This is a genomic window from Rathayibacter sp. VKM Ac-2926, from assembly GCF_022815565.1.
Taxonomy (GTDB): Bacteria; Actinomycetota; Actinomycetes; order Actinomycetales; family Microbacteriaceae; genus Rathayibacter; species Rathayibacter festucae.
On sequence record NZ_JALGRS010000008.1, the window covers coordinates 23,971 to 39,710 of the forward strand.

The following is a 15,740-nucleotide window of genomic DNA, read 5'->3' on the forward strand; positions in this document are numbered from 1 at the left end:
GTGACGGACGCACCCCTCGGCATCTTCGACTCCGGCGTCGGCGGACTCACCGTCGCCCGCGCCGTGATCGACCAGCTGCAGAACGAGTCGATCGTCTACCTCGGCGACACCGCGCACTCGCCCTACGGGCCCAAGCCCCTCGCCGACGTCCGCGCCTACGCCCTCGACACCCTGGACACGCTGGTCGACCAGGGCGCGAAGCTGCTGGTGATCGCCTGCAACACCGCCTCGGCCGCGATGATGCGGGACGCGCGCGAGCGCTACACGATCGGCCGCGGCATCCCGGTGATCGAGGTCATCCAGCCCGCCGTCCGCAGCGCCGTCCGCGACACCCGCAACCGCCGCGTCGGCGTGATCGGCACCGTCGGCACGATCCGCTCGCGCGCCTACGACGACGCCTTCGTCGCCGCACCGGACCTCGAGCTGGTCACCGCCGCCTGCCCGCGCTTCGTCGAGTTCGTCGAGGCCGGCGTCACCTGGAGCGACGAGCTGCTGGCGCTCGCCGAGGAGTACCTCGCGCCGCTGAAGCAGGCGGGCGTCGACACCCTCGTGCTCGGCTGCACGCATTACCCGCTGCTGCGCGGCGCCATCGCCTACGTGATGGGGCCCGACGTCCGGCTGGTCTCGAGCGCCGAGGAGACCGCCCTCGACGTCTACCGCACGCTGGTGGCGCACGGCCTGCAGCGCACCGCCGCCGCCCCGCCGACCTACCGCTGGGAGGAGACCGGCTCGAGCGACTTCGTCCGCCTCGCCCGGCGCTTCCTCGGCCCCGAGGTCTCGAGCGTCGACCTCGTCGAGACCGGCACGATCAACCTGCGCGAGCTCGACCGGGCCGCGCGCCGCACGACTCCAGGGAGACCCGAGTGACCGACAGCACCGCCGCCCAGCCGACCGTCAAGCGCAAGGACGGCCGCGCGCCCGACGAGCTGCGCGCGATCACCATCGAGCGCGGCTGGAGCACCCAGGCCGAGGGCTCGGCGCTGATCTCCTACGGGAACACCAGGGTGCTCTGCACTGCGTCCTTCACCAACGGCGTCCCGCGCTGGCTGCAGGGCAAGGGCAAGGGCTGGGTCACCGCGGAGTACGCGATGCTGCCCCGCGCCACCAACTCCCGGATGGACCGCGAGGCCGTCAAGGGCAAGGTCGGCGGGCGCACCCACGAGATCTCCCGGCTGATCGGCCGGAGCCTCCGCGCGGTCGTCGACACGAAGGCGCTCGGCGAGAACACGATCGTGATCGACTGCGACGTCCTCCAGGCGGACGGCGGCACCCGCACCGCGGCGATCACCGGCGCGTACGTGGCGATGGTCGACGCGATCGAATGGGCCCGCGGCAAGAAGTACGTCGGCCAGAAGGCGCAGCCGCTGATCGACAGCCTGTCGGCGGTCTCCGTCGGCATCATCGACGGCGTCCCGATGCTCGACCTCGCGTACGTCGAGGACGTGCGCGCGGAGACCGACATGAACGTCGTCGTCACCGGCCGCGGCCTCTTCGTCGAGGTGCAGGGCACCGCCGAGGGCGCCCCCTTCGACCGCCGCGAGCTCGACGCGCTGCTCGATCTCGCGGTCGGCGGCGCGGCCGACCTGGCCCGCTTCCAGACCGAGGCGCTCGCCGCGGGGCGGGACGCGTGAGCCTCGACCTCGTCCTCGCCACCCACAACGCGGGCAAGGTCGAGGAGTTCCGGGCGATGCTGGCCGGCGCGCTGCCGGGCGTCGGCGTCCGCGCCTACGACGGGCCGGAGCCGGTCGAGGACGGCGTCACCTTCACCGAGAACGCGCTGATCAAGGCGCGGGCCGCGGCGGCGCACACCGGCCTCGTCGCGCTCGCCGACGACTCCGGCCTCTGCGTCGACGTGCTCGGCGGCTCGCCGGGCATCTTCTCGGCCCGCTGGTCGGGCCGCCCGCACGACGCGGTCGCGAACCACGAGCTGCTGCTCGCGCAGCTGGCCGATGTGAAGCCGGAGCACCGCGGCGCGCACTTCGTCTGCACGATCGCGCTGGTCGTCCCCGAGTCGGTCCTGCCCGGCGGCCGGGAGATCGTGGTCGAGGGCCGCTGGGACGGCGCCATCGCCGCCGGTCCGCGCGGCACGAACGGCCACGGCTACGACCCGGTCTTCGTCCCCGCCGACTCGGCCCTCTCGGCCGCCGAGATCGCCCCCGCCGAGAAGAACGCCCGCAGCCACCGCGCCCGGGCCTTCACCGCCCTCCGAGCCGAACTGGCGGCCCTGGCGACCACCCTGCCCTGATCGGGGGCGCAGCCTCCCGACCGCGAGATGCCACTTGTGCACGCGACACGCCGTGTCGAGTGTGCACAAGTGGCATCTCGCGGGATCGGTCAGTGCTTGCGGTGCTTGTCGTCGACGGCGGTGGGGTCGAGGACGAGGGCGCTCGCCTCCGACGCGTCGGTCTCCTTGTCGGCCGCGAGGCGGGCCTTGCGGCGCTGCTGGAGGAAGTGGAACACCGTCGGGATGATCGCGAGGGCCACGGCGCCGATCAGGATCACGTCGATGTAGTGCGAGACGAAGGCGGCGACGGGCGGGATGAAGGCCAGCAGCCAGCCGATCAGCGTCACGCCGCTGCCCCAGATGAGCGCGCCGATGAGGTTGTAGAGGCTGTACTTGCGGTAGTTCATGTGGGCGACGCCGGCGGCGATCGGCGCGAAGGTGCGGACGATCGGCACGAATCGCGCGAGGATCACGGCGAGGCCGCCGAAGCGCTCGAAGAAGGCGTTGGTGCGCTTGACGTTCTCGATGCTGAAAAAGCCGGATTCCTTGCGCTCGAAGATGCGCGGCCCGGCCTTGTGCCCGATCAGGTAGCCGACCTCGCCGCCGACGAACGCCGAGAAGCCGATCGCGAGGCAGATCAGCCAGATAGGCATGCCCAGACCATTTCCGGCCGCGTTCTCATGCGCAAGGAGTCCCGTGATGATGAGGAGAGTGTCACCCGGGAAGAGGAAGCCGATCAGCAGGCCGGTCTCGGCGAAGACGATCAGGCAGACTACGAGAACGCCCCACGGTCCCGCCTGCTCGAGGATTGTTCCGGGGTCCAGCCAGGGGACCAGGGCGGCGTGGTTCAACGGTTCTCCAGTCGATCAGTGCCGTGCGGCCGGCCGACGCCGCAGCCGATCCTCGGTCTGCGGCGGCTCGACCGCGCTCACTGTACCGGCGAAACCGGGAAGACGGCCGGGGCGGCCCCCGAAGGTGGCGTGCCACGCCGGTCGCTCCGGTCGCCCCTGGTGCGGAAGGTGGGACTCGAACCCACATGCCTCTCGGCACAGGAACCTAAATCCTGCGTGTCTGCCATTCCACCACTCCCGCGTGCGCGCTCCAGTGTAGGAGGGGAGCGCGAGCAGGGGCCCGCGCGGAGACCGCCTGGCCGCCAGGCGCGCTGCGGGTCAGGTGCGCGGGCGCCGGTGCGGCAGGTACCGCGGGATCCAGCGCGAGAGCGCGGCGGCACCGGCCAGCCCGAGCACGCCCATCGCTCCCGCAGCGAACGGCAGCGAGACCGCCGCGGTGAGCGCGGACACCGCGATCGGCGCCGCCGCATTGCCCGCGTCGCCGGTGAAGCGGAACGCGCCGAGGAAGGGCGCGGGATCCTTCGGCGGCGCGAGATCCGCGGCGATCGTCATCAGGATGCCCGAGCCGATCCCGTTCGCCACCGCGAGGACGCAGGCCACCGCGATGAACCAGGGCACCGGGTCGGCGGCGAGGAGCGTCGCCACCAGCAGCAGGTGCCCGACCCCCAGGCCGATCATCGACGGGATCGCCGTGGCCCCGCGGCCGAAGCGGTCCATCACCTGCCCGCCCGCGTAGAAGAGGGCGAAGTCGAGGGCCCCGGCGATGCCGATGATGATCGCGGTGTCGGTCTCGGCGAGGCCGAGGCTGACCGCCCAGAGCGGGAGGATCAGCGTCCGGCTCGCGCGCAGGGCGCCGATCACGGCGGCGCCGGAGCCCATCCGCGCGAGCACGCCGCGGTGCGCGCGGAGGGTGCGGACCAGGCCGGGGGAGGACTCCGGCACAGCCGCGGCCTCGGCGGCGGCGTCGAGCACGGGGTCGGCGGCGGCGGAGGCGGCCGCCGCGCGGCGCAGCACCGTCGCCGGGTCCGGCACGAGCAGCAGCACGACCACCGCGGCCACGCAGCAGGCGATGTGCACCCAGAAGATCGACTCGACCGAGCCGCTGAGGTGCACGACCCCCGCGGCGAGGAACGGGCCGATCAGCCAGCCCGCGCGGAACACCCCCGCGAGCGAGGACAGCGCCCGGGCCCGGTGGCTGATCGGCACGAACGAGGTCATGAAGGCGTGCCGGGCGAGCGCGAAGACCGCTGTCGCGAGGCCGATCAGGAAGACACCCACGGTCAGCGTCACCCACGAGGTGGAGACGAGGCAGATCACCAGGCCGAGGATCGAGGCGGCCGAGGCGCCGAGCATCGCGCCGCGCTCGCCGATCCGCGAGACGATCCAGCCGCTCGGGATGTCGCCCGCGAGCTCGCCGATCATGATCATTCCCGCGACGAGGCCGGCGATCGCCAGCGTCGCCCCGAGGTCGCCGGCGACGGCGGGGAGGAGGGGGATGATCGCGCCCTCGCCGACCGAGAAGAGCAGCGTCGGCAGGAAGGTCGAGAGCAGGAGGGGCCCGACGGGGAAGGGGCGCTCGGCGGTGCTGCTCATCAGCCCCATCCTAAGCGCCGCCCGGGCGGCCGCCCGCGGTGACCCCCGGTGCCCCCGGTAGTCTGGAGCCACCATGCTGGACAACGACTTCACCGAGCAGATCACTGCTCTCCGCTCCACCTTCTCCGACATCCTCGCCGTCATCGACGTCGACGAGCTCCGCGCGAAGATCGAGGAGCTGAACGAGCAGGCGGGCGTCCCCGACCTCTGGGACGACACCGACAACGCGCAGAAGGTGACCAGCGCGCTGAGCCACCGCCAGTCCGAGCTCGCCCGGATCACCGCGATCGAGCGGCGCCTCGACGACCTCGAGGTCCTGGTCGAGATGGCCAACGAGGCCGACGATGCCGAGTCCGAGCAGGAGGCGATCGCCGAGCTCGACGCCCTGCAGAAGACCATGGGCGAGCTCGAGGTGCAGACCCTCCTCGACGGCGAGTACGACGACCGCCCCGCCGTCATCACCATCCGCGCGGGAGCCGGCGGCGTCGACGCCTCCGACTTCGCCGAGATGCTGATGCGGATGTACCTCCGCTGGGCCGAGAAGCACAAGTACCCCGCGACCGTGATGGACGCGAGCTACGCGGAGGAGGCCGGCATCAAGTCCGCCACCTTCCAGATCGACGCGCCCTACGCCTTCGGCACCCTCTCCGTCGAGGCCGGCACCCACCGCCTCGTGCGGATGAGCCCCTTCGGCGCCGCGGGCAAGCGCCAGACGTCCTTCGCCGCGGTCGAGGTCATCCCGCTGATGGAGGAGGCCGGTGCGATCGAGATCCCGGACAACGACATCCGCGTCGACGTCTTCCGCTCCTCCGGCCCCGGCGGCCAGTCGGTCAACACGACCGACTCCGCGGTGCGCCTGACCCACCTCCCCACCGGCCTCGTCGTCTCGATGCAGAACGAGAAGAGCCAGATCCAGAACCGCGCGGCCGCCATGCGCGTGCTGCAGTCGCGCCTGCTGCTGCTGCAGAAGGAGCAGGAGGCCGCGACCAAGAAGGAGCTGGCCGGCAACATCACGGCGAGCTGGGGCGACCAGATGCGCAGCTACGTCCTCGCGCCGTACCAGATGGTCAAGGACCTCCGCACCGACCACGAGGTCGGCAACCCCTCGCACGTCTTCGACGGCGACCTCGACGGCTTCATCGCCGCGGGCATCCGCTGGCGCAAGTCCGCCTGACCGGCGGCGGCACGGCGCGAGCCGGGCCGGCCCCCTGCGCCCGGGAACCCCACTGGAGCACGGGCGCGAGGCGGAGCCGACGTTCCGCGAACCCGGAAGAGCCTGAGCGTCGACCGGTTCTACCCTGAGAACGTCTCGATCCGAGACTCTCTCAAGAAAGGTGGAACCATGTCGAAGACTTCTCTCCTGATCGCTGCCGGGGCCGGCGCCGTGCTCGCCCTCGCGGCAGCCGCTCCGGCACAGGCGGACCAGCCGATCGCCGGCCTCCCGCTGTCCTCCGAGACGTCGCTCTCCGACGCCCTCGGGGACGACATCGCGCTGCGACTCGGAGAGACCCCCGCGAACCCGCTCGCTCCCGCCCGAGCAGCGGACGTCGTCGGGGGTGCCTCTGCGGGAGCGGTCACCGGCGCCGGGCTCCGAGTCGACGGAGCCGCGCTGTTCGACGGCACCGAGCTGTTCGCGCTGGTCCTCGAGGACGAGTGGGCGTCCCTCACCGTGGCGGGCGACGTCGCGCTGCCCTCCGAGGAGACGGGCGCCGTCGTCGCGGGCGGTTCCGTCGCGGACGCCGCTGCCGTCGTCGACGCCGCCGCTCGCGTCGTTCCGACCGGGGCGGTCGACGGCGATCCGGGAGACGCCACCTCCGCCGATCGCCGGTGAGCACGCCTCCCCGTCGGCCCGCCGCTGAGCGGACCGGCGGGGAGACCCCCGGGGGCACTCCGGCCGAGCGCCCGGTGGGGCTCGTTCTCCTCGGGCTCGCTGCGCTCGGTGCGGCGGCGGCCGCGTTCGTCGTCGCGTCCGTCATCGGCAACCGGACCGGTGCGTTCGACGCCGTGCCGGACGAGGGATGGCGGGTCGGCTTCGCGGTGGCGTCGGCGCTCGCCAGTCTGCTGCTGCTCGGAGCCGCCGCGCTGCTCGGACGGGCCTGGGGTGCCGAGCGCGGGGGGAGCGCAGCCCCCGTGATCGCGACGACGGCGGCCGCGGCGGCGGTCTGCCTCCTCGTCGGGCTGTCGCTCGTCGGCGTCGGGACGGAGCCGGCGACGTCGATGCCGACTCCCGAGGCGCAGAGGGCGTCGTCGGCTCTCGCGATCGCTCTTCTCGCCTGCGCGACCGTCTCCGCGGGCTCCCTCGTCGTCGCTCTGGTGCGGCGGCCGGGGGAGTCGCGAGGCGTCTGACTCCCAGGTCGGGTCCGCCGAAGGGCCGGCCGCTCGGCGCGCCGGGCGGCCGGACGGGTCACTCTCCGGGATCGTCGCTTACCCTCGTACCGACATGATTCGCTTCGACAACGTCTCCAAGCAGTATCGGGGTGGCACGAGACCCGCCCTCAACGCCATCGATCTCGAGATCCTCCGGGGCGAGTTCGTCTTCCTCGTCGGCGCCTCCGGGTCCGGCAAGTCCAGCTGCCTCCGCCTGATCCTCAAGGAGGAGCGGCCCTCCTCCGGCTCGATCCACGTGCTCGGGCAGAACCTGGGCAAGATCTCGAGCCGCAAGGTCCCCTACTTCCGCCGCAACATGGGCGTGGTGTTCCAGGACTTCCGGCTCCTCCCGAACAAGTCGGTCTTCGACAACGTCGCCTTCAGCCTCCAGGTGATCGGCAAGTCGAAGGGCTACATCCAGGAGGCGGTCCCCGACACGCTCAAGATGGTGGGCCTCGCCGGCAAGGCCGCGCGCCTGCCGCACGAGCTCTCCGGCGGCGAGCAGCAGCGCGTGGCCATCGCCCGCGCCGTCGTCAACAAGCCCGCGGTCCTCCTCGCCGACGAGCCGACCGGAAACCTCGACCCGACGACCAGCGCCGGCATCATGGCGCTGCTCGAGCGGATCAACGCCGGCGGCACGACCGTGATCATGGCCACCCACGAGGCCGGCATCGTCGACCAGATGAAGCGCCGCGTCATCGAGCTCTCGGCGGGCAGCATCGTCCGCGACGAGAGACGGGGCGGGTACGGCCAGACCGAGAGCATCACCGTCGTGCACGACGGCGTCGTGGTGGTCGCGGCCGACGACCACCCGACCACCACGTCCTCGATCGCCAACCCCGTGATCACCGAGAGCGCGCTCGCGCCCGCCGAGGTCCCGGAGGTCGACCTGCGCCGTGCCCCGGCGCCCGCCGCCGCCGCGCCGGAGCTCCCCGAGCACGGCGCCGCGTTCGCGCGCCCGCGCCTGCAGCAGACCGCGCCGCAGCCCCGCGTCCCGGAGGGCCGCCGCTCGGCCGCCGCACCCGAGACCCACGTCGCTCCGGCGCGTCCCACCACCCAGTCGAACCCGGTCGTCCCGCCGCCGCCGCCCGCCCCGACCGAGGCGCCCGCCTCGCCGCGCGTGGTCGAGCTGCAGAGCCAGACCGGCCCGATCTACCTCCCCGCCGACACCGGGGCCCTCCCCGAGGAGTCGCTCGCGGCCCGCCTGGGGCTGCGCGCCCACGCGGGCGAGGGCGACGAGTCCGGGGACGACCAGCAGGATGTAGGACCCGTCAAGTGAGATACGCACTGATCTGGTCGGAGGTCTCGAGCGGCCTCCGGCGCAACGTCTCCATGGTCGTCTCGGTGATCCTGGTGACCTTCATCTCGCTCACCTTCGTCGGCACCGCGATCCTGCTGCAGATGCAGATCGGCCAGATGAAGAACTTCTGGTACGACAAGGCCCAGGTCGCGGTGTACATGTGCACCGCCACCTCCGGCGGCTCGAACTGCAGCGGCTCCGACGCGACGCAGGAGCAGATCGACACCGTCGAGTCGCAGCTCGCGGGCGCGACGCTCGCCCCCTACATCGACCGCTCCTACTTCGAGGACCACGACCAGGCCTACGCGAACTTCCAGGAGCAGTTCGCCGGGAACCCGGTCGCCGAGTACGTCACTCCCGACCTGCTCAACCAGACCTTCTGGATCAACCTGAAGGACCCGACGCAGTCGGACGTGCTCGTGGAGAGCCTGTCCAGCGTCTCGGGGGTCGAGAGCGTCACGGATCAGAAGCAGTACCTCGACCAGATCTTCTCGATCCTCAACGCGGCCAGCTACACGGCCATCGGCATCGCGGTGCTGATGCTCGTGGCGGCGGTGCTGCTGATCGCGACGACGATCCGATTGTCGGCGTTCTCGAGGAGACGGGAGCTGGGCATCATGCGGCTCGTGGGCGCCTCGAACCGGTTCATCCAGACCCCCTTCATCCTCGAGGGCGTCTTCGCGGCGCTGCTCGGCTCGATCCTCGCGGGGGTCGCGGTCGTGGCGATCGTGGTCTTCTTCGTGCAGGGGTTCCTCGCGTACCGGATCCCGCTGACGTCGTTCGTGGGCGTCGACGACGCGCTGATCGTGGTGCCGATCCTGATCGTGGTGGGGATCGTCCTCGCGGCGATCTCGGCCAACGTGGCGATCGCGCGGTACCTGCGGGTCTAGACCGCCCGGCGTTCTCGGCCGCGTGCGGCCGTATACTGGTGGGCTGCCCCGATCGGGGTGGCTCACCATCGCTCTCGGACCGAAGGAGCAGCCGTGCCCAGGGAACAGGGACAGAAGGTCGTCGCGACCAACCGCAAGGCGCGCCACGACTACCTCATCGAGGACACCTACGAGGCGGGACTCGTGCTCTCGGGCACCGAGGTCAAGTCGCTCCGCAACGGCCGCGCGTCACTGGTCGACGGCTACGCCTTCGTCGACGGCGGTGAGGCGTGGCTCGACGCCGTGCACATCAACGAGTGGGCCCAGGGCACCTGGACCAACCACCCGCCGCGGCGCAAGCGCAAGCTGCTGCTGCACAAGGCGCAGATCCTCAAGATCCACAACAAGGTGAAGGAGGGCGGGTACACGCTGATCCCGCTCTCGCTCTACTTCAGCGACGGCAAGGCCAAGGTCGAGCTCGCGGTAGCGAAGGGCAAGAAGGACTACGACAAGCGCCAGGTGCTCCGCGAGCGCCAGGACCGCCGCGAGGCCGACCGCGCGATGTCCACCCGCCGCCGCATGGGGGAGTAGGCGGCCCGCGCCGATGTCCCGCAAGCGGGGGAGGCGCGCGCTCCGGTCCTGAGAGACTGGAGGACGTGACCTCTCCCGACAACGCTCCCGACGCGCCGCCCACTGCCGCGGAGGAGAGGACGCGCTGGCGGGCCTTCGCGGTCGCGGTGTCGGTCGCCGCCTTCACGATCCTCGACCTGTCGAAGGTCAACGTCGGGCTGCCCTCGATCGAGAAGTCGCTCTCGGCCGATCCGAGCCAGCTGCAGCTGATCGTCGCCGGCTACGCGCTCGCCTTCGGTCTCTCGCTCGTGCCGTCCGGACGGCTCGGCGACATCAAGTCGCGGCGCCTGCTCTTCCTCGTCGGTCTCACCGCATTCACCCTCGCCAGCCTGCTCTGCGCCGTCGCGCCGACGATCGAGCTGCTCGTCATCGCCCGCTTCATCCAGGGCATCGCCGCCGGCATCCAGATGCCGCAGGTGCTCGGCCTGGTGCAGCAGCTGTTCACCGGGGCCGCACGGGCCCGCGCCTTCGGCGTCTTCGGCGCCGTGATCGGCCTCTCCACGGCGTTCGGGCCGACCCTGGGCGGACTGCTGATCGCGATCGGCGGCGAGCAGGACGGCTGGAGGCTGCTGTTCTGGATGAACATCCCGCTCGGCATCGCCGCGCTGGTCTTCGCCTGGAAGCTGCTGCCGAAGGTGCAGCGCACACCGCAGGGCGACACCTCGCTCGACCCGGTCGGCCTGCTGCTGCTGGGCGTGACGATCTTCGCCTTCATGCTGCCGTTCCTGCTGACCACCGGCGCCTCGACGGACTCGCCGTTCCGCTGGCTCTGGCTGCTGCTGGCGGCTGTCGCCGCGTACGCCTTCGTGAAGTGGGAGGCGCACTACGCCGCGAAGGACCGCACCCCGGTCATCGACTTCCGGATCTTCCGCACCAGCTCGTACCGCAACGGGATCCTGGTCGCGACGTCCTACTTCGCGGCGATCCCGGCGACCTTCCTGCTGACGACGCTCTTCCTCCAGCAGGGCCTCGGCCTCGCGCCGGTGTTCGCGGGCATGGTCAGCATCCCGTTCGCGCTGACCTCGGCGGTGACCGCGTGGTACGGCGGCAAGCTCGTCCAGCGCTACGGTCGCGCCCTCGTCGTGCTGGGCATCGTGCTCGTCGTCATCGGCTTCACACTGGTGCTGCTGGCGGCCGAGCTGCTGCCGGCCGAGACGGCCGCCTACGGGATGGGCGCGGCGATGCTCGTCGCCGGCGCGGGCGGCGGCTTCGTCGTCTCGCCCAACCAGACGCTGACGCTCGCCGAGATCTCGCCCGAGCAGGGCGGCGTGGCGGGCTCGGTCGGCCAGCTCGGTCAGCGCGTCGGCACCGCGGTCGGCACGGCCTGCGCCTCGGCGATCTTCTTCGCCACGCTCGCCAGTGAGGCGGGGATGGCGGAGGGGCTCGACCGGTACCACGACGCCTTCCGCAACGGCTACTTCGTCACCCTCGGGCTGATCGCGCTCGCCCTCGTGCTCGGACTGCTCGATCTGCGCCGTCGTCGGGTCACCGCCCGCGCGACGAGGTAGACTCTTCTCTCGTAACTCCACAGTGTGCGACGACGACCCACTCCACCTGGCCCAGTGCCGGCGAGTGCTCGCGGGGATGATCGGTTTCGACATTGCCTGCGAAACTGCGAGAAGCGGGTCGAGGATTCAGGGTTATCTCGTTAACGATCTCTGAAAAACACAGGTGCCGAACAGAAGCGCACCGACTTCGCTCTCGCTGCCTAAGCCAGAGTAGATAGTCCGTCAGCCCGTGGGTGCGTCCTCGCCCCGGATCCTGGCGTCATCTAGAGGACTTGCTGCGTCGTTACGCCTGAGGGCGACGCGGGACTTGCACTCGGGCTGGGCCCGTCGACCGATGCGCCAGTGGTAACGGTCGGGGCCGAGCAGAACGCTCTCACTGGCTACACCCGTAGAAGGCGCAGAATCACAGCGATGGACGGGGGTTCGATTCCCCCCATCTCCACCACCGGTCGTCGTCGCACACAGGAGCTGCCGCTCCGAGCCGCCGCTGCTCCGAGCCGTCACTCCGGACGGACGTCGAGCTGGCGGACGCGGCCGTAGAGGGTCAGCAGCGCGAGGCGCTCGTCGTCGTCGCGCTCCGCACCGTTCTCCGGCCCCTGGAGCGTCGCGGGAGGCGTCCACGCGCGGTAGAGGTTCTCGGGCGTGACGACCGTCGCCATCGCCCCCTCCGGGTAGTGCGCGTGGGCATCGAGGGGCAGCTCGGCGAATCCGCTCGGGAGCATCCGCGCGAGTGCCTGCGTGAGCGGGGCGAGGCGCTCGGCGCGCTCGTCGTCGACGGTCAGCGTCACCGCGTTCATCGCCGCGAGAGCGGCGGCCAGGTGCTCGACCGCGTGGTCGTCCGCGCACTCCTCCGTGACCAGGAGGGCGATGACGCCGCGGGGCTTCAGCCAGCCCAGCACGGCGTCCTCCGCGCCGCCGTGCACCGACACGACTCGGTCCGAGGTCAGCGCGTAGTCGTGGATCAGCCGCGACCAGCGCCGGACGGAGTCCTCGGTCGAGTCGGCCAGCGCCTCCGCCGCCGAGAGCAGCGCGCACTGCCGCTGCAGCCGGGTGAAGAGGCTGTCCGCCGGCCGGAGCTCGTGCTCCGCCGTCGCCGAGCGCTCCGGCTCCGCGCTCTCCGGAACGTCTCCTGGGTGCTCGTGCATCTTCGACTCCTGCAGCGCTTCGCGGCACCCCCGAGCCGTTCGCCGATCGTGTGTGATCGTCCTCCCACAGTGCGCGTGCGCCGCGAACCTGTCAATCGAGGCGCGGAGGGGATTGACCCGGACGGCGGGCGTCCGGGCTGAGCGTCAGCGCGCGGCGTCGAAGAGGCTGCCCGTGGTCTCGCCGGTCGCCGGGTCGAAGACGGCGCAGAGCACGGCGCGGTCGCCGTGGCGCCAGCTGACCTCGGACGGGACGAAGCTGCGGTACTCGAGGGCGGAGTCGCCGTAGGCGATGCTCATCACCGCGCCGAACTCGGGCTCGCAGCCGGCGTCCGCCTGGGCCAGCAGGGTGTTGCGGCTGGTGTAGTCGTCGCCGGGCTGCGCGAAGACGTGGAAGACCTCGAGGTCGTGGCTGTCCGCGCAGGGGACGGCCTCGAAGTCGGCGACGCGGTCGTCGTCCGGCTCCCGGAGGCAGTCGCCCTTCGCCACCGAGAAGGCGTCGATGACGCCCGCGGTGGTGACCGTGCCGCTCTCGTCACGGAGTGCCGCCGGATCGTCGGAGCCGACGACGGACGAGCACGCCGCGAGCGGGAGCACGGCGGTCAGGAGTGCCGCCGCGAGGAGCGCCGAGCGCCGGCTCATCGGCGGGCGGCGATCGCGAGGACCTCGTCGTGCAGGAGGCCGTTGGTCGCGACGGCGCTGCCGTTCCAGGGGCCGTCCTCGCCGTCGGCGGAGGTGAAGCGGCCGCCCGCCTCCTGGACGATCGGGATCAGGGCGGCGAGGTCGTAGGGCTTCACGTCGAACTCGCCCGCGCCGTCGATGAGGCCCTCGGCGACCAGCATGTAGGGCCAGGCGTCGCCGTAGGCCCGGTCGCGCCAGACCGTGCGGGCGAGCTCCAGCAGCTGCTCGAGCCGGCCGGCGCCGTCCCACTGCTGGATGCTGTTGTAGCTGAAGGTGGCGTCGGCGAGGGACGCGACGCCGGAGACCTGGAGCCGGCGCGGCTCCTCGGCGGCCGGGGCGACCAGGACGCCGCGCAGGCCGTCCGGCAGGTCGAGGCTGCCCAGGGGAGCGCGGCTCTCGTCCACCCAGGCGCCGGCGCCCCTGGAGGCCCACCAGCGCTTGCCGAGGGCGGGGGCCGAGACGACGCCGACCACCGGGACGCCGTCGATCGCCAGCGCGATCAGGGTCGCCCAGATCGGGACGCCGCGGACGAAGTGCGCCGTGCCGTCGATCGGGTCGAGGATCCACTGGCGCGAGGCCTCGCCGGAGGTGCCGAACTCCTCGCCGAGGATCGCGTCGTCGGGGCGCTCGGCGGCGAGGACCGCGCGGATCGCCTCCTCGACGGCGCGGTCCGCGTCCGAGACGGGCGTGCTGTCGGGCTTGGTGTCCACGACGAGGTCGAGGGCGAGGAAGCGCTCGCGCGAGATCGCGTCGGCGGCGTCGGCGAGGCGGAGGGCGAGGCGGAGGTCGTCGTCGAGGGTCACGCGTCCACGATACTGAGCGCCCCCGCCGATGGCCTGGTGCCAGCGCGGCGTGGACGCGCGTCTCCCTGCTGCTCGAGTAGCCCCGGAGGGGCGCACTGCATGCTGGTCAGTGGCCCCGGAGGGGCGCACTGCATGCTGGTCGAGTAGCGCGCAGCGCGTATCGAGACCCACGTGTGCAGAAGGGTGGATCTCGATACGCCCGCTGCGCGGGCTACTCGATCAGCAGGGCGCGAGTGTCGATTTGACGAAACGGGGGTGGGCGCTGGTAATGTGATTCCTCGGTTCGGCACGCACGATTCGCCGGTCGCCACGCACCTCTAGCTCAATCGGCAGAGCAACTGACTCTTAATCAGTGGGTTCTCGGTTCAAGTCCGAGGGGGTGCACCACATCGAGACGCCCGCCACTCCGGCGGGCGTTTCGTCGTTTCCGGAGCGTCCGACGTCGTCGCGCTCCGCCTGGGCATCCCCGCAACGTGCGGCGTCGCCCCGTGCGCTCCCCGCCGTGTCCGTGGGAGGCTGCCCTCTTCGTCCGATCCGCTCGATGGTGCGCGCCCCTTCCCCCACCCGAAAGGACCGCCGTGCCCGAAGACGCCCTGCAAGAAGTCGGCTCCATCGCCCTCGCCGTGCTGATCGCCGTCGTGATCGCCGTCGTCGTGACCGCGGTCGTGGCGCTGATCATCCGCTCGATCGGCAAGCGCAAGACGTGGGCCCGGCTGCTGATCCGCCGGGTGCGCATCCCGTTCCGCGTGCTGCTGCTCACGATCGCCGTCTGGGCCGCGCTCGCCGCGACCGTCTCCGGTGACACCTGGCCGGGGCTCGTCGACCGGATCTTCCAGATCGCCACGATCGGCGCCGCCGCCTGGCTGGTCGGTGCGACCTTCGTCTTCCTCGAGGACCTGGGCGCAGAGCGCTACCGCACCGACACCGCCGACAACCGGCGGGCTCGCCGCCTGCGCACGCAGATGACGATCATCCGGCGGGTGGCCGTCGCGGCCGTCGTCGTGATCGCGATCGGCGCCTCGCTCCTGACCTTCCCCGAGGCGCGGACCGCCGGGGCGTCCCTGCTGGCCTCCGCCGGTGTGCTCTCGATCGTCGCCGGTCTCGCCGCGCAGTCGAGCCTGACCAACATCTTCGCGGGGATGCAGCTCGCCTTCAGCGACGCGATCCGCCTGGACGACGTGGTCATCGTCGAGAACGAGTGGGGTCGGATCGAGGAGATCACCCTGACCTACGTGGTGGTCCACCTCTGGGACGACCGCCGCCTGGTGCTCCCGACCAACTACTTCACCACCCAGCCCTTCCAGAACTGGACCCGGACCGGCTCCGAGCTGCTCGGCGCCGTCGAGCTCGATCTGGACTGGCGCGTCCGACCCGACGAGATGCGGGCCGAGCTGCACCGGATCCTCGAGGAGACCGATCTCTGGGACCAGCGGGTCAGCGTCCTGCAGGTCACCGACGCGGTCGGCGGCTACGTCCGCATCCGCGTGCTCGTTACCGCGAAGGACGCTCCGACGCTCTTCGACCTGCGCTGCTACGTCCGCGAGGGGCTGGTGAGCTGGCTGCACGAGAGCGACCCGATCGCCCTGCCGCGCCAGCGCGTGGAGATGCAGCACGAGGAGGCGGGCACCGCCCCCGCACCGCGCACCCGCACGAAGTCGGCGCCGGACAACCTGTTCTCGGGCGACCAGCAGTCCAACGAGCGCGGCGCGCTCTTCACCGGGCTGATCGACCTGCGCGAGACGCCCGACCGCGACGGCCGCCGGCACGACTGA

Annotated in this window: 16 protein-coding genes, 2 tRNA genes and 1 other RNA gene; 13 read left to right on the forward strand and 6 right to left on the reverse strand. The window is 71.6% G+C overall.

Features of this window, described 5'->3' with window-relative positions:
- From murI to rdgB, 3 genes are read left to right on the forward strand one after another with little or no spacing between them, the layout of a single operon-like run.
- Window positions 1–867, forward strand: a complete 867-nt coding sequence (gene murI, locus MT351_RS12340) for a glutamate racemase (RefSeq protein ID WP_132438493.1) — start codon at window positions 1–3, stop codon at window positions 865–867.
- On the forward strand, window positions 864–1,631 hold the full coding sequence (gene rph / locus MT351_RS12345) for a ribonuclease PH (RefSeq protein WP_132438494.1): 768 nt from the start codon (window positions 864–866) through the stop codon (window positions 1,629–1,631). Before murI ends, rph begins: the two co-directional genes overlap by 4 nt.
- The gene (gene rdgB / locus MT351_RS12350; RefSeq protein WP_132438495.1) at window positions 1,628–2,245 is read left to right on the forward strand and encodes an RdgB/HAM1 family non-canonical purine NTP pyrophosphatase; all 618 of its coding nucleotides are present in this window, start codon (window positions 1,628–1,630) and stop codon (window positions 2,243–2,245) included. The genes rph and rdgB overlap by 4 nt, the downstream gene beginning before the upstream one ends.
- 89 nt (window positions 2,246–2,334) lie before the next feature.
- Here rdgB and MT351_RS12355 read toward each other — a convergent pair whose 3' ends face one another.
- From MT351_RS12355 to MT351_RS12365, 3 genes are all read right to left on the reverse strand, one after another.
- On the reverse strand, window positions 2,335–3,075 hold the full coding sequence (locus tag MT351_RS12355; protein WP_132438496.1) for a DedA family protein: 741 nt from the start codon (window positions 3,073–3,075) through the stop codon (window positions 2,335–2,337).
- A 157-nt stretch (window positions 3,076–3,232) separates the two neighbouring features.
- A tRNA-Leu gene (locus MT351_RS12360) sits at window positions 3,233–3,316 on the reverse strand.
- 77 nt (window positions 3,317–3,393) lie between these two features.
- Window positions 3,394–4,668, reverse strand: coding sequence for an MFS transporter (locus MT351_RS12365; RefSeq protein ID WP_132438497.1), 1,275 nt, complete (start codon window positions 4,666–4,668; stop codon window positions 3,394–3,396).
- A gap of 73 nt (window positions 4,669–4,741) precedes the next feature.
- Between MT351_RS12365 and prfB the strand changes: the two genes are divergently transcribed.
- The 8 genes from prfB to ssrA all read left to right on the forward strand — a co-directional run bounded on the left by prfB (window position 4,742) and on the right by ssrA (window position 11,787).
- On the forward strand, window positions 4,742–5,842 hold the full coding sequence (prfB, locus tag MT351_RS12370) for a peptide chain release factor 2 (protein ID WP_123705075.1): 1,101 nt from the start codon (window positions 4,742–4,744) through the stop codon (window positions 5,840–5,842).
- Between the two features lie 168 nt (window positions 5,843–6,010).
- Entirely contained in the window at window positions 6,011–6,499 is a 489-nt protein-coding gene (locus tag MT351_RS12375; RefSeq protein WP_123737284.1) for a hypothetical protein, read from the forward strand.
- A gap of 74 nt (window positions 6,500–6,573) precedes the next feature.
- Window positions 6,574–7,014, forward strand: coding sequence for a hypothetical protein (locus MT351_RS12380; RefSeq protein WP_132438498.1), 441 nt, complete (start codon window positions 6,574–6,576; stop codon window positions 7,012–7,014).
- A 94-nt stretch (window positions 7,015–7,108) separates the two neighbouring features.
- On the forward strand, window positions 7,109–8,314 hold the full coding sequence (gene ftsE, locus MT351_RS12385) for a cell division ATP-binding protein FtsE (RefSeq protein WP_132438499.1): 1,206 nt from the start codon (window positions 7,109–7,111) through the stop codon (window positions 8,312–8,314).
- Window positions 8,311–9,225 carry a permease-like cell division protein FtsX gene (gene ftsX, locus MT351_RS12390; RefSeq protein ID WP_123737281.1) on the forward strand — a complete coding sequence of 305 codons (915 nt, stop codon included), beginning with the start codon at window positions 8,311–8,313 and terminating at the stop codon, window positions 9,223–9,225. The genes ftsE and ftsX overlap by 4 nt, the downstream gene beginning before the upstream one ends.
- Window positions 9,226–9,318: 93 nt before the next feature.
- Window positions 9,319–9,795, forward strand: a complete 477-nt coding sequence (gene smpB, locus MT351_RS12395) for an SsrA-binding protein SmpB (RefSeq protein WP_123447996.1) — start codon at window positions 9,319–9,321, stop codon at window positions 9,793–9,795.
- Between the two features lie 65 nt (window positions 9,796–9,860).
- On the forward strand, window positions 9,861–11,342 hold the full coding sequence (locus MT351_RS12400) for an MFS transporter (protein WP_243582324.1): 1,482 nt from the start codon (window positions 9,861–9,863) through the stop codon (window positions 11,340–11,342).
- A gap of 72 nt (window positions 11,343–11,414) precedes the next feature.
- Window positions 11,415–11,787: a transfer-messenger RNA gene (ssrA, locus tag MT351_RS12405) on the forward strand.
- Between the two features lie 55 nt (window positions 11,788–11,842).
- On the opposite strand, the gene MT351_RS12410 is transcribed toward ssrA, so the two are convergent.
- From MT351_RS12410 to MT351_RS12420, 3 genes are all read right to left on the reverse strand, one after another.
- Window positions 11,843–12,487, reverse strand: coding sequence for a hypothetical protein (locus MT351_RS12410; RefSeq protein WP_132438500.1), 645 nt, complete (start codon window positions 12,485–12,487; stop codon window positions 11,843–11,845).
- Window positions 12,488–12,631: 144 nt separating this feature from the next.
- The gene (locus MT351_RS12415; protein WP_132438501.1) at window positions 12,632–13,126 is read right to left on the reverse strand and encodes a septum formation family protein; all 495 of its coding nucleotides are present in this window, start codon (window positions 13,124–13,126) and stop codon (window positions 12,632–12,634) included.
- On the reverse strand, window positions 13,123–13,968 hold the full coding sequence (locus MT351_RS12420) for an inositol monophosphatase family protein (protein WP_243582325.1): 846 nt from the start codon (window positions 13,966–13,968) through the stop codon (window positions 13,123–13,125). Before MT351_RS12420 ends, MT351_RS12415 begins: the two co-directional genes overlap by 4 nt.
- Window positions 13,969–14,279: 311 nt before the next feature.
- Here MT351_RS12420 and MT351_RS12425 point away from each other — a divergent pair.
- Window positions 14,280–14,355, forward strand: a tRNA-Lys gene (locus MT351_RS12425).
- Between the two features lie 191 nt (window positions 14,356–14,546).
- Window positions 14,547–15,740: a mechanosensitive ion channel family protein gene (locus MT351_RS12430; protein ID WP_132438503.1), complete on the forward strand. Its 1,194-nt coding sequence runs from the start codon at window positions 14,547–14,549 to the stop codon at window positions 15,738–15,740.

What these genes read in the sequence shown, in the direction of transcription:
- MT351_RS12365 (WP_132438497.1), bottom strand. Translation starts at nt 4,668, where the DNA reads ATGAGCAGCACCGCCGAGCGCCCCTTCCCCGTCGGGCCCCTCCTGCTC.
- prfB (WP_123705075.1), top strand. Translation starts at nt 4,742, where the DNA reads ATGCTGGACAACGACTTCACCGAGCAGATCACTGCTCTCCGCTCCACC.
- MT351_RS12375 (WP_123737284.1), top strand. Translation starts at nt 6,011, where the DNA reads ATGTCGAAGACTTCTCTCCTGATCGCTGCCGGGGCCGGCGCCGTGCTC.
- ftsE (WP_132438499.1), top strand. Translation starts at nt 7,109, where the DNA reads ATGATTCGCTTCGACAACGTCTCCAAGCAGTATCGGGGTGGCACGAGA.
- MT351_RS12410 (WP_132438500.1), bottom strand. Translation starts at nt 12,487, where the DNA reads ATGCACGAGCACCCAGGAGACGTTCCGGAGAGCGCGGAGCCGGAGCGC.
- MT351_RS12415 (WP_132438501.1), bottom strand. Translation starts at nt 13,126, where the DNA reads ATGAGCCGGCGCTCGGCGCTCCTCGCGGCGGCACTCCTGACCGCCGTG.